This window comes from Hymenobacter sediminicola, from assembly GCF_014250515.1.
In the GTDB taxonomy this organism is placed as follows: Bacteria; Bacteroidota; Bacteroidia; order Cytophagales; family Hymenobacteraceae; genus Hymenobacter; species Hymenobacter sediminicola.
On the sequence record NZ_CP060202.1, the window covers coordinates 3,399,806 to 3,413,566 of the forward strand.

Here is a 13,761-nt window from a genome sequence, read left to right on the forward strand (position 1 = left end):
TACGCGCCGTGTCTCGATGCAGATACCGCCAAGTTTCGCGGTGGCTGTTCACCCATTGTAAGCCAAGGCGACACCTAGTAAGAGACACTGCCTGAAAACAGACCTATGAGCTTATCCTCCACCAGTATCAACCGCCCGGTCCTCGCCATCGTGATGAGCCTCGTCATCGTGATTTTCGGCGTGATTGGGTTTCGTTACCTCAGCATCCGGGAATACCCGAGCGTAGACCCGCCCATCATTACGGTGTCGGCGAGCTATACCGGTGCCTCGGCTGATGTAATGCAGGGCCAGGTAACTGAGCCGCTCGAAGAAGCGCTGAACGGCATTGCCGGCATCAAGAATCTAACCTCGAACTCGCGCGACGGCCGCACCCAGATTACGGTAGAGTTTGACCTCGACGCCGACCTGGAAACCGCGGCCAACGACGTGCGCGACAAGGTTTCGGGCGCGCAGGGTCGCCTTCCGCGCGACATCGACCCGCCCATCGTGAGCAAGGCCAATGCCGACTCTCAGCCGATTGTGATGACTTACCTCAGCAGTTCGCAGCGCAATCTGCTCGAGCTGACTGATTACGCCAACAACACCCTCAAAGAGCGAATTCAAACCATTCCGGGCGTGTCGGAAGTGCGGGTATATGGCGAGCGGAAATATTCCATGCGCCTGTGGCTCGACCCCGTGAAGCTGTCGGCGCTGGGCGTGGCTCCGGTGGAGGTGCAAAGCGCCCTGACCCGCGAAAACGTGGAGCTGCCCAGCGGTGCCGTGCAGGGCGAAAACACCCAGCTTACGCTGCGCACCATGGGCCGCCTGTCCACCGTCGAAGACTTCAACAACCTCATTATCCGTAAGGACGCCAATTCGTTAGTGCGCCTCTCCGACATTGGCTACGCCGAACTGTATCCTGAAAACGACCAAACCATCTTTAAGGTAAATGGTGTGCCGATGGTAGGCCTGGCCGTCATTCCGCAGCCGGGCTCCAACCAGATTGATATTGCCGACGAGTTCAACAAACGCCTGGAGCAGTACGGCAAGGACTTGCCCAAAGACTTGGTGCTGAAGCCGGGCTTCGACAACTCGGTGTTTATCCGCAAGTCCATCAACGAGGTAGAGCACACCATCATCGAAGCCTTCGTGCTGGTGGTGGTTATCATCTTCCTATTCCTGCGCGACTGGCGTTCCACACTGATTCCGGTAGTAGCCATTCCCGTGTCACTGGTGGGTATTTTCTTCGTGATGTACCTACTGGACTTCTCCATCAACGTGCTGACGTTGCTGGCCATCGTGCTGGCCATCGGCCTGGTGGTAGATGACGCCATTGTGGTGCTAGAAAACATCTACTCGCGCATCGAGGAAGGCGAAGACCCTAAGACGGCCGCTATTAAAGGTTCCGAAGAAATCCTGATGGCGGTTATCAGTACCACGGTGGTACTGGCGGCGGTGTTCCTGCCGGTGGTATTCCTGACCGGTATTACCGGGCGTCTGTTCCGCGAGTTTGGCATTGTGGTGGCCGGCTCGGTACTGATTTCGGCCTTCGTTTCGCTCACGCTTACGCCCATGATGTGCAGCGTGCTGCTCAAGCGGGAGGAAAAGCACAACTGGTTTTACCGCAAAACTGAGCCATTTTTCGTGAGCATGATTGGCGGCTACCAAAGCAGCCTCAAAACCTTCCTGAACAACCGTTGGCTGGCTTGGGTGGTCGTGCTGGGCACCGGCGTAGGCATCTGGTTTTTCATGAAGACAATTCCTTCGGAGCTGGCTCCGGTGGAAGACCGCAGCCGGGTCAACGTCAATGCTACCGGCCCTGAAGGCGCTTCGTTTGAGTTTATGGATGCCTACATGGCCCAGATAACGAAGATGGCCATAGACTCGACCGGCGACAATCTGAGCAGTGTGTTTGCTGTGACGTCGCCGGGCTTCGGCGGCGGCTCTAACTCCGGTACGGCCCGCGTGCTGCTGGTAGAAGCCGACAAGCGCGAAAAGAACCAAGACGATGTAGCGAAGGCTCTCACGGCAGGAGTCAAGAACCTGACGGCTGCGCGTACCTCGGTGTCGCAAGACCAGAGCATCGGCGGCGGCGGTGGTGGCGGCGGCGGACTGCCGGTACAGTTTGTGGTGCAGACGCAGGACTTTGAAAAGCTGCGAGCAGCCGTACCGAAATTCCTGGACGCCGCCCGCCAGGACCCCACGTTCCAGTTCGTGGACGTCAACCTGAAATTCAATAAGCCCGAGCTGCGCATCAATATTGACCGGGAAAAAGCACAGAGCCTGGGCGTGAGTGTGCAGAGCATCAGCCAGACGCTGCAGGCGGGCCTGAGCGGCCAGCGCTACGGCTACTTCATCCGGGGCAGCAAGCAGTACCAGATTATCGGGCAGGTGGCCCGCGAAGACCGCAACCAGCCGCTGGACGTGCGCCTGCTCTCCGTGAAAAACGCAGACGGCCAGCTCGTGCAGCTCGACAACGTGATTCGGCTTACGGAAAGCAGCACGCCGCCCCAACTCTACCGTTTCAACCGCTACAACTCGGCTACTTTCTCGGCTTCCCTGTCGCCTGGCAAAACCCTCGGCGACGGTATTGCGGCCATGCAGGCTATTGCCGACAAGCAACTCGACGAAACATTCTCTACTGAACTCTCCGGTGCTTCCCGCGACTTCCAGGAAAGCTCTTCATCGTTGGTGTTTGCCTTCGGGCTGGCTTTGGTGCTGATTTATCTGGTGCTGGCGGCGCAGTTCGAGAGCTTCCGCGACCCGGTCATCATCATGGTGACGGTACCACTGGCATTGAGTGGCGCGCTGCTAAGTCTGTGGTATTTCAATCAAACCCTCAACCTGTTCTCGCAGATTGGCATCATCATGCTCATTGGGCTGGTGACGAAAAACGGTATTCTGATTGTGGAGTTTGCCAACCAGCAGGTAGAGCAGGGCAAGGATTACATGACTGGCCTGATTGAGGGCGCCACGGCCCGCTTCCGCCCCATCCTGATGACGTCCTTGTGCGCTATTCTGGGTATTCTGCCCATTGCCATTGCCACCGGGGCAGGCGCCCTCAGCCGCCGCGCTATGGGCATCGGGGTAGTAGGTGGGCTGTTTTTCGCTACGGGCCTCACGCTCTACGTAGTGCCCGTAATGTACTCTTACTTCGCCACCGCAAAAAAGCATAGCCAGAAACAGGAGAAGAAAGCCAAGGCCGTAGCTGCCTAGCGCGTAGCTTTCCATTGCTTCTCCCCGATTCCAGTTTAAGAAGTCCCGATTTTCGATGTCCCGCTACCGCTCACTCCCTCTTTTTGCGCTGCTGCTTTTCCCGCTGCTTGGCCACGCTCAGCAGCCCGTGTTGCCTTCCCGGCAGCCGACCACGCAGCCGCAGTCGAAAACACAGACGGAGAAGCCGGAAACCGTACCCAATGCTCCGCCCCTAACGCTGGCCGAAGTCATCCGACTCGGTCTGGAAAACAACTACGATATCCGGGTGTCCAGGCAGGACGAGCGGATTGCGGAAAACAACGTAACCCGCGGCAATGCCGGCCAGCTGCCCGTGGTGAATGGCAACTTCACCCGCACGTTCAACCGCAACAACGTACGCCAAGAGTCGTCGTCGCGGCCCGAGGCCAGCATTGCCAACGGAGCACAGTCGAACCAGTTCAATGCCAACGTGGCAGCTACCTGGACAGTGTTCGACGGACTGGGTATGTTCATTGCCTACGACCGGCTACAGGCACTGGAGCAGCAGCAGCGCCAACTCACACGGGCTACGCTGGAAGAAACCGTAGCCAGTATCACCGACGCGTACTATGTGGTGGTGCGCGAATCGGGTAAGATCCGCTCGATTGAGGAAGCCCTGAAAATCGGACAGGCCCGCATCGACCTGACCCAGGCCCGCGTGGACGTGGGCGTGAGTGCCAAGGTGGAGGTGCTAACGGCCCGTGTAGACTACAACGCCGACCGTTCCATCCTGATCCAGCAGCAGGAAGCCCTGAAAACGGCCAAAATCAACCTCAACAACCTGCTAGGCCGCTCCCCGCGCCTCGATTTCCGTCCCGCCGACTCCATTGTGGTGGCTACTGATCTGAGCCGCGAGGCTGTGGCGCAGGCCATCCAGCAGAACAACCCACGCCTGCAGCAAGCCCGCCTCAGCACCGAGGTAGCCACCTACGACCGGAAGCTGGTGCGGGCGTCCCGCTTCCCGCAGATCGGGCTTACCAGCGGCTACGGCTACAACCGCAACATCAACGGCGCAGCTTTCTTCGGTAGCCAACTCGTCACGAACACCGGCCGCACTTATGGCCTCAACTACGGCGTGGTGGCCTCCATCCCTATTTTCGATGGCTTCAACCGCAACCGACTGGAGCAAAACGCCCGCATCACGGAGGAGCAGAGGCAGTTGCAGCTCGGCCAGACCCAGCTGAGCCTGGAAGCCGAAGCCGAGCAGGCCTACGCCCAGTACCAGAACCGCCTGCAGCTGCTGGAGCTGGAGGAAGCCAATATTCTGCTGGCCCGCGAAAATGTGGCCATCACGCTGGAGCGCTACCGCCTGGGCCTGCTCACGCCGCTGGCTTTGCGCGAAGCCCAGCGCACCCAGCTCGACGCCGAAGTGCGCCTGCTCGATATCCGCTACCAGGCCAAGCAGGCCGAAATAGTGCTGCGCCGCCTCAGCAGCGGGCTGGTGCAGGAGAGTCCGGCCGGCCGGTAGCGCACCCCGAACCTGTACCGAAGCCCCCGTTGCAACCAATGTTGCGGCGGGGGCTTTTGCGTGAAGGACAGGGAATACCCGTTATATTTTTTCAACTCCAATTTGCGGTGTTGAACTATCTTCCTAACTACCAGCATCATTTTCTAACTCCTTCATCTTTACTGCTTATGCGCAAACTTCTACTCACCCGTTTTACCACTGCTTTTATTATGCTGGTCAGCTGTTGGCTAGGTAATAAGAGGCTGGCAGTAGCTCAGGCACCCTGCCCTAATTACCCAGCCGTGCAGTACTGCAATCTGATTAGAAATGGCAGCTTTGAGGACTTTACGACCTGTCCAACCATTGAAGGCGAATTTGGTAGACCTCAGTATGGTATTTTGTCAAAAGTCTGCGAGTGGTATAATCCTACATATTATAGTACCCCAGATTATTTTAATACTTGCACCACGAATCAGCAATTCGACGTCCCCTCTAATCTCACTAATTGTTCGTACAGCGGGGGTACAGCAGCACTAGGCAATAATGGACCAACTTCTGTTGGCAACGCTTATGGGGGCATTATTGTCTTTGATGACAGGGGTGTGGAGCGAGAATATATTGCTACACCGGTTGACATTAAATTGGGCGCATCATATTATGGTGAGTTCTATGCTAAAGCAGGAGAGAATTCAGCTTTTGTCGTGAAGGAGCTGGGACTTTCTGTCTTACCCGATAATACTATTTATAATCCAAGCAGTGGCCTCCTGCCTTATAGTCCTGTTATAAAAAACGCTCAACCACTGCCCACCAACCAAGGTGCTTCATGGACTCTGATTAAAGGCGCTTTTAAAGCGACGGCAAACGGTAGGTCTATTGCAATTGGCAATTTTCTTTGCTTACGCATAAGGTTTCTGTTCTACACTAATCAACAAACGGTCCGTTGAGCAACTGCTCAGCGGACCGTTTCCGTTATATGCTGTCAAGACTGTTTTTTCTCATGAGTTTCTGGGTAGCGTTTTTGCCTGCTCACGGCCAGCGCCTGACTAGGGAGCGAATCTTTGCTACGCCATCCAAATACTCTACTACGGTTACCAGCATCACGCTGGGACGCGAGGGCAACCTATGCATTGCCCTCAACCACGGCATCACCCCGGGTAGCGGGCAGAGTGTGACGGGGGGCTACCAATTACTCGCCCCGCAACTCGATACGCTGTGGACTATCTTCAAGCTTCTGCCTGGGCTCGGCCGCAACTTTTTATGCACTTTGCCTAGCGGCGAATTCGTAGGATCTGCTTCTATTGCCAATACAACCCCGTCCGGCCGTGGACAATCGTTTGAAAAGTTCACCTCTTCGGGCCGTCTATATTGGAGCCGGCCAGCCTTCATTCACCCTGCTCAAGAGGCTTTCGTGGGAACAATAGCAACCGCCGACAACGGCTGGTTGGGCGTGATATTGGCAACTCAAATAACCGGCTTGGTGCGGCAGCAATGCATCCTGTTCAAAACCGATAGTGCCGGACAGGTGCGCTGGCAGCGGCCGTACGGGTGGAGCTTAGCGGAAGATGTACTCCATATTCAGCGCAACCCCGCCACGGGCCGCATCCTGCTGGCTGGCAACATCCAACCGGTGGGGGCGACTAATGGTGCGGACAAGGAATACAAGCTGCTGCTGGTCAACGAGCGGGGTGACTCGATTCGGGGCCGCCGCCTCGCTCCGCTGGGGGCTGGCGTGAACGTCCGCACGCAGCAAGGCTGGGAGAAGCTGCTGCCCCTGCGGGATGGGGGCTGGCTGCTGACGGGCGTGCGCGACTCGGCTACCACCACCAACGACCCGCCCCTGCTCGTGCGCCTCGACAGCCTGCTGCACCCCCGCTGGACGGCCCTGCGCCGCCCCCCCGCCGGCCAGCAGCTGCGCTACGCCGATGCTTGCGAGCTGACCGACGGCTCGCTGCTGGTGCTGGCCTGGCAGGTGTTCCCGGCCACCAACTCCTTTGCCCTGCACCGCTACTCGGCCACCGGCCAGCTGCTGGCCGTGCTGCCGCTGGTCAGCGCCTGCCCGCAGGTACACCCCGCCCGCCTGACGCCCACCCTCGACGGGCGCGGCGTGTTCATCGCCGGCTCCTGCGACCAGAGCCCGACTGACCGGCGCGGCTACGTGGCCCTGGTGGATTTGCAAAGCCTGCCCGGCGCCGTCGTGCTCAGCGCCCCGCAGCCTACCCAACCTGCCACCACCGCCCCGCTCACCTTCGAGCTGTTCCCCAACCCGGCCAGCACCACGGCCACCGTGCGCTACCAACTGCCGGCCGGCACCACCGCTGCCGCGCTGCACCTCTACGATGCCACCGGGCGGCTGGCGCGCCGGCTGACACTACGCGGCGGCAGTGGTGGCGCAGAAGTAACCGTGCCGCTGGCCGGGCTGGCGCCGGGCCTGTACGCGGCCACGCTGCTGGCCGCCGATGGCCGGCCCCTGGCTACGCGCCGCCTGGCCGTGGCGGCTCCTTGATACTTCTGCTTTTTCGCGTACCTTTTTCCCTTCTTTAACCCTCTTATTTATTTTCCCCAATGCCTAATCGTAACTTATTTGACACGGAGCTGAAAGCCGCCGACCAGGCTGCCGCCCTCCAGCATCTGCAGGAGCTACAGAAGCTGCTGCCCTACCTGCGCACCATGCAGGAGGGCGACGCCAACAAGCTGCGCAAGATGCGCCTGCTCGATGCCGACCTCACCCGCAAAGCCGTGGAGGCCGTGGAGCAGGTGCCCCAGATTCTGCCCGGCACCTTCGAGAAAGACGCCTACCTGCGCGACGGCCGGCTGCTGGTCGGCACCCAGGCCATATACCTGGCCGCCAAAGCCCTGACCCAGCAGCTGGAAGACACCATGCGCCTGCTCCACGACGAAACCGCCCAGCAAACCAGCGAAGTGTATGCCGCCGCCAAGCAGGCCGCCAAAAAAGATGCGGCTTACCGGGCGCGCTTCGAGGAGATGGAGCGCCACTTCGCCAGCAGCAAAAGCAGCGCCTCGGCCGCCGCCAAAAGCTAGCCGCCCGGCCACCTGCCCGACCCTATTTTCCGCCGCCCCGGTGCCCGCAGGTGCCGGGGCGGTGCTATGCGGTGCCAAACCGGCAGCCATAGGCACAGGCCCGGTGCCCGGTCCCACCGCATCGGTGCCTGTTCGCACCAGGGCGGCGGCTTCAGGCACCGGCACGGTGCAAATTCGTACCAACGCGGCGGCTTCAGGTACCGGCGTGGCGCATATCCGCACTGCTTGGGAGCGAATCCGCCCCGACGCGGTGGTTTCAGGCACCGCCGTGGTGCGGATTCGCTCCGGCGTTTCGGTGTCTGGGTGCTTCGTCGAGCAGAAAGCGTGGTTCGTAGTATAGACGTCAGGGCTCACCGAAAAGCCCGGCGAAGCGGCCGAGGCGGTGGCTACATTTGTGCACTTCCTCGCTGAAACGCTACGCTGGCAGCCCGGCCGGAAGCTCGCCTTCTACGCACCTATTGCACATGTTCCCTGCTATTTGCCGTCTGTTCTTAGTTCTTGTACTGCTGGCCGCCGGTACGCTGGTTTCGTTCGAGGCCACCGCCGCGCCTTTCCTGCGCCTGCCCATCCTGCGCAGCACGCCCAAGCACAAAATCGGTAAGCTGCACCGGCCGGTTTACCGCTCCTACCAAACCTACCGCCACTACTAGCCCCAAGCGGCCAGAACTCAGTACCAACAGCAAGAGGAGCTTACCCGGCTACAATCGGGCAACCTCCTCTTGCTGTTTTCGGGCGGTGGCAGCCGGCTCTAGTTCACGTCCAGCGCCTGTAGCTGGGCTAGGGCTTCCAGGGTTTTGGCGCGGGTCTTTTCCTCAGCTTCGTCTTCTTCCTTCGGAGCTTGAGGAGCCGGCCCAAAGAAGGCCAGAATGTTCCGGCGAACCGGGGCCGTCAGCCCTTCAAACTTATTATCGGCCAGCTTGCGCAGCCACTCGCCGTAAGCCTTGTCCGTCAGGGCATACTCGCCTACCCGGGTAGGGCGGCCGGTATCAAAGTCGGTGTTGGGCAGCAGCTGCCTCGATATCATGGTCGTGTCGGTAGGCTCGGCCTCCACTTTACGGCAGTATTCGCGCATCACGTCCCGGAAGCTTTTCTTGAACAGCTCCTGCGCCTCGGGCGTGGGCAGCTTGAAGGCAAACGGCTTTAGCGGTCCGATTTTGGGCAGCACCCGCACAAAATACGACAGCACCCGTGCCCCAGTGCCGGGCTTCTGGTAGTCGGTGCCATACTGCTTGCGGTATTCCCGCTCACTCTGGTCGTATACATACTCGCGCCGACGGGCCCGAGGGCTTAGCCGGCGAATGTCCTTTTTCTGCGACTGCCAGGCGGCCCGGCTGGCTATTGGGATGAGGCTACGCACGGCAAACCGGAACGAACTGATAGCCAGATCTACGTTGAAAACTACCTGCCCCAGCTCCAGCCCGTAAGTTTTCTTAAACGCCCGCTCCAGCACCGGTTTGCTTACCTGAAACCCAATGTAGCGTTGGTAATCGGCGGTGCGGTAGCGGCCGGCGGCCAGCTGCACTACATCGAAGGCAAATTCTAGTTGCGTGTGCTGAATGGGCGCTTCTTCGTAGGTAATTTCATTCCCGAATTTCTGCTTCAGGTCCGGATACACCGAAGGCATGGCGCGGTTAGTACCCTCCGGATGCCCGATAATATCGGCCGTGTAGTGCGCCAGCGCGCCCAGCGCAAAGGCATACTCGTTGCGGTTGTGAGATTCATCCAGCATGTTGCGCACAAAGTCGCCGCTGCGCACATAGTGCGTCATGTTAGTAAACAACACCGAGCCAAAAGGGTAGAATCCCATGTCCTGCACGATAGAGCCGCCATAGGCATAGCTTTTGGCCTCGATGAGCTGCTCCTCGGTAGCGCCGGGGTAGCGTTTCTGAAGCATGGGCATCAGGCAGCGCGTCCAGGTAGAGTCGATATTGGCCTGGTGGGTAAGCACCGAGTACCCGGATGCGGAAGAGGGAGCCAGCACCAGCAGTGCCAGACTCCAGAATAACCATTTGAACATAAGAAACACCAGGGCCGCGGGGAGCCGGACAGAGTGGCCCGGCTCCGAAGAGCGTTGCATTTACGCGTCTCTGCGGCCGAGGTTGTATGGTAAAGCTGCGGCCCTGACGGCGTCGCTTTTTTGCGGGTAAGCGGGCATCTAAAGTCGGGATGTCAGGGCTTTTTTTAATCAACTCCTGCTCGACTGTCTTATCTTTGGCGCGATGAAATCTGCGCTGGCGTTTCTTCTGGGTTTGCTCATGCTGACCAGCAGCCTGATTCCGCAGAACGATCTGGCGGAGCTGGGCAAGCTGCCACAGTTGCTGCAGCACTACCGCTTCCATCATTCGGAAGCAGGCGGTAGCCTCTCGCTGCGCCAGTTTCTGGTCCTGCATTACGGGTCCGGCACCGCGCACTACCAGCACCAGCATTCCGCCCGCCACGACCAGGACCACCACGACCTGCCTTTGCGCTGCCACCACGACTGCGTGCTGGCGGCCTTTGTACTGCCCGCAGCGCGGCTGCTGGTGCAGGCCGGGCAGCGGATGAGCTGGCCCACAACGATATATAGCGCCGCAGTGCGTCCGCTGTATTCCTTCAGTTTCAGCACCTCGCTGCTGCAGCCGCCCCGAGTGTAGCTCCGTGGCCTTAGCGGGCGTAGTCTGCCCGCGTCACCTGTCTTTTTTCTGCCTTACGTCTAGGACGCACGCTGTGCCTTAGCCATTGGCTTGGCTACGCGCTTTTTGTGTTCGGTGCCATCGGTTGCGGCGCTGCACTGGTAGCAGCGGCAAGCCGCGCCAGACCGGGCCCATCTATTTCCTTGTAGCCTGATCAGGCTCCCGTATTTCGTTCGGCTTTCCCGTTTTCTACTGGTTCGTTGCCGGATGTGGCCCCTGTTTCGGCTCACCTGAACTCTGCTTCTATGCTCTCCCGAATAATTGCATTCAGCATCCATAACAAGTTGCTCGTGGCCCTGATGCTGGCCGGTCTGGTGGCCTGGGGCGGCTACTCGGCCGCGCACTTGCCCCTTGATGCAGTGCCCGATGTCACCAACAACCAGGTGCAGGTCATCACCCAGAGCCCGGCGCTGGCGGCGCAGGAAGTAGAACAGCTGCTCACGGTGCCGCTGGAACTGGCCCTGCGCACAGTGCCCGGCGTCATCGAAATCCGGTCTACCTCGCGTTTTGGGCTGTCGGTTATTACGGTGGTGTTTGACGACGACATCGACACGTACCGCACCCGGCAGTTAGTGGCCGAAAAACTTAAGACTGCCGAAACCAGCCTAGGAGATGGCCTGGGTGTGCCGGAAATGGCGCCTATCACCACTGGCCTCGGCGAGATTTATCAGTACACGCTGCATCTGAAGCCGGGCTTCGAGCGGAAATACTCGTTGAGTGAGCTACGCGAAATTCAGGACTGGCTGGTGAAGCGCCAGCTTTCCGGCGTGCCTGGTGTGGTAGAAGTCAGCAGCTTCGGTGGGTTTGTGCGCCAGTACGAGGTGAGCGTGGACCCCGACCGTCTCAACGCCGCCAACGTGACCATGCCCGAGCTGTTCGCCGCTTTGCAGGACAACAATGCCAACACCGGCGGCTCATACCTGGAGCGCGGCCCCAACGCCTACTTCATCCGGGGCGAAGGCCGCGTTACTTCCTTGGCTGATATCGGCAATATCGTCATCAAGCAAGCAGCTACTGACGCGCCGCTACTGGTGCGCGACGTAGCCGATGTGCGCTTTGGGCACGCCGTGCGCTACGGCGCCATGACCCGCAACGGCCAGGGCGAAACGGTAGGCGGTATCGTGCTGATGCTGAAAGGTGCCAGCTCCGAGCAGACCATCAAAGGCGTGAAGGCGCGGGTGGCCGAAATCCAGAAAAGCCTGCCGCCGGGCGTGGAAGTCCTGCCCTTTCTGGACCGCACCAAGCTCATTGATAAAGCCATTCATACGGTCAGTAAAAACCTGCTGGAAGGCGGCCTGATAGTGGTGGCAGTACTGCTGCTGCTGCTCGGCAACCTGCGCGCCGGCCTCGTAGTGGCCGCCATGATTCCGCTGTGCATGTTGTTTGCGCTGGGCATGATGCGCACTTTTGGCGTGTCGGCCAACCTGATGAGCCTAGGCGCGCTGGACTTCGGGCTGATTGTGGACGGGGCCGTAATCATCGTGGAAGCCATGATTTTCCACCTCGTGCATTTCCGGCAGCAGTCGGAGCACGAAACCATGGACCAGGTGGCCGAAGCCGCTGCTACCCGCATGATGCGCTCGGCGCTGTTTGGGCAGTTCATCATCTTGGTGGTGTACCTTCCCATTCTAGCCCTTTCCGGCATCGAGGGCAAGATGTTCCGGCCCATGGCGCTTACCGTGAGCTTCGCCATTATCGGAGCCATGCTGCTGTGCCTCACCTACGTGCCGGCTGTGGCGGCGTGGGCATTGCGCAAAGACATCAAAGAAGAAGGCACACTCGCCGACCGGATTATGCGGTTTCTGCACCGCGGCTACGCCCCCATTATTGCGGGCGCACTCCGGGCCCGGGCCGTGGTAGTGGTGCTGGCCGTGGCGCTACTGGCCGTGGCCGGACTGGTGTTTGCGCGCATGGGCGGCGAGTTTATTCCGCAGCTCGATGAGGGCGACTTCGCCGTGTACGTAGGCATTTCGCCGGGCAGCTCCCTCGCCCAGAGCATTGCTACCACGGCCAAAGTGCAGAAGATTCTGCTCAGCCAGTTTCCGGAAGTAGAGCAGGTGGTAGGCAAAATTGGAACTTCCGAAATTCCCACCGACCCGATGTCATTGGAAGACTCCGACCAGATTGTGGTGCTCAAGGACCACAGCGAATGGACTTCGGCCAACTCACGGGAAGAAATGGCCAACAAGATGAGTGCCGCGCTGGCCGCCGTACCGGGTGTGACGATGGAGTTTCAGCAGCCCATTCAGATGCGCTTCAACGAGCTGATTTCGGGCGTGAAGTCGGATGTCTCCATCAAAATCTATGGCGACGACCTGGATGTGCTCTACGAGAAAGCCAATCAAGCTGCGGCCCTCATCCGGCCCCTGGCGGGCGTCGGCGACCTGAAAGTGGAGCAGATGGTGGGCTTGCCGCAGATGCGCGTGACCTACGACCGCGCCAAGCTGGCCCAATACGGCCTGCGCGTGCAGGACCTCAATACGCTGCTGCGAACCAGTTTTGCGGGCGAAGTGGCGGGGCAGGTGTACGAAGGGGAGCGGCGCTATGACCTAGTGGTGCGCCTCGACTCCAGCCGCCGCCAGGGCCTTTCTGACATTCGGCAGCTCTACGTGGATACGCCCAACGGCCAGAAGGTGCCGCTGGAAGAAGTGGCTACCGTAGCTTTCCGCAACGCGCCCATGCAGATTTCGCGTGATGATGCCCGCCGCCGCATCAACATCGGGGTGAACGTGCGCAACCGCGACGTGGAAAGCCTTGTGGCGGATATCCGGCAGCACCTAGACAGCAAACTGAAGCTGCCGCCCGGCTACTTCGTTCAGTACGGTGGCCAGTTCGAGAATCTGCAGCAGGCCAAAGCGCGCCTGTCGGTGGCAGTACCGGTGGCGCTGCTCCTGATTTTTGTGCTGCTCTACCTCTCTTTCCACTCCGTGAAGCAGGCGGCCCTCATTTTTACCGGTATTCCGCTGGCGGCCATTGGCGGTGTGCTGGCACTGGCGCTGCGCGGTATGCCGTTCAGTATTTCGGCGGGCGTAGGGTTCATTGCGCTGTTCGGAGTGGCCGTACTGAATGGCATTGTGCTGGTAGCCAGCCTTAATGAACTGGCCGCGTCCGGCGTGGCCAGCGTCCGGGAACGGGCCTTGCGGGCCACTTCCGAGCGGTTCCGGCCGGTGCTGCTTACGGCTACGGTAGCGGCACTGGGCTTTTTGCCCATGGCGCTGTCGGGCGCGGCCGGGGCCGAGGTGCAGAAGCCGCTGGCCACAGTAGTTATCGGCGGCTTGATTTCGGCCACGCTGCTCACGCTGGTTGTACTACCCGTACTCTACACTTTTTTCACGAAAGATGGCGAGCCCAGCCCCACAGAATAGTTATGTAGCGCCCCGGCCCGGTGCC

General features: G+C 59.8%; 10 protein-coding genes. 9 read left to right on the top strand and 1 reads right to left on the bottom strand.

Annotated elements, in window-relative coordinates; all coding sequences use genetic code 11:
- Positions 1-105: 105 nt before the first annotated feature.
- From H4317_RS14535 to H4317_RS14565, 7 genes are all read left to right on the top strand, one after another.
- Positions 106-3,195: an efflux RND transporter permease subunit gene (locus H4317_RS14535; protein ID WP_185887299.1), complete on the top strand. Its 3,090-nt coding sequence runs from the start codon at positions 106-108 to the stop codon at positions 3,193-3,195.
- Between the two features lie 55 nt (positions 3,196-3,250).
- On the top strand, positions 3,251-4,681 hold the full coding sequence (locus H4317_RS14540) for a TolC family protein (RefSeq protein WP_185887300.1): 1,431 nt from the start codon (positions 3,251-3,253) through the stop codon (positions 4,679-4,681).
- Between the two features lie 167 nt (positions 4,682-4,848).
- The gene (locus H4317_RS14545; RefSeq protein WP_185887301.1) at positions 4,849-5,604 is read left to right on the top strand and encodes a hypothetical protein; all 756 of its coding nucleotides are present in this window, start codon (positions 4,849-4,851) and stop codon (positions 5,602-5,604) included.
- Positions 5,605-5,657: 53 nt separating this feature from the next.
- Positions 5,658-7,163, top strand: coding sequence for a T9SS type A sorting domain-containing protein (locus tag H4317_RS14550; protein WP_185887302.1), 1,506 nt, complete (start codon positions 5,658-5,660; stop codon positions 7,161-7,163).
- A 59-nt stretch (positions 7,164-7,222) separates the two neighbouring features.
- Entirely contained in the window at positions 7,223-7,699 is a 477-nt protein-coding gene (locus H4317_RS14555) for a hypothetical protein (RefSeq protein WP_185887303.1), read from the top strand.
- A 124-nt stretch (positions 7,700-7,823) separates the two neighbouring features.
- A complete protein-coding gene (locus tag H4317_RS14560; protein WP_185887304.1) occupies positions 7,824-8,039 on the top strand; it encodes a hypothetical protein in 216 nt (71 codons plus the stop codon).
- 124 nt (positions 8,040-8,163) lie between these two features.
- A complete protein-coding gene (locus H4317_RS14565) occupies positions 8,164-8,349 on the top strand; it encodes a hypothetical protein (RefSeq protein ID WP_185887305.1) in 186 nt (61 codons plus the stop codon).
- Positions 8,350-8,447: 98 nt separating this feature from the next.
- Here the strand turns inward: H4317_RS14565 and H4317_RS14570 are convergent, their stop codons facing one another.
- A complete protein-coding gene (locus tag H4317_RS14570) occupies positions 8,448-9,716 on the bottom strand; it encodes a zinc dependent phospholipase C family protein (RefSeq protein ID WP_185887306.1) in 1,269 nt (422 codons plus the stop codon).
- A 202-nt stretch (positions 9,717-9,918) separates the two neighbouring features.
- On the opposite strand from H4317_RS14570, the gene H4317_RS14575 reads away from it, so the two are divergent.
- Both H4317_RS14575 and H4317_RS14580 read left to right on the top strand, forming a co-directional pair.
- Entirely contained in the window at positions 9,919-10,332 is a 414-nt protein-coding gene (locus tag H4317_RS14575; protein WP_185887307.1) for a hypothetical protein, read from the top strand.
- 284 nt (positions 10,333-10,616) lie between these two features.
- Entirely contained in the window at positions 10,617-13,736 is a 3,120-nt protein-coding gene (locus tag H4317_RS14580; protein WP_185887308.1) for an efflux RND transporter permease subunit, read from the top strand.
- Positions 13,737-13,761 lie beyond the last annotated feature (25 nt).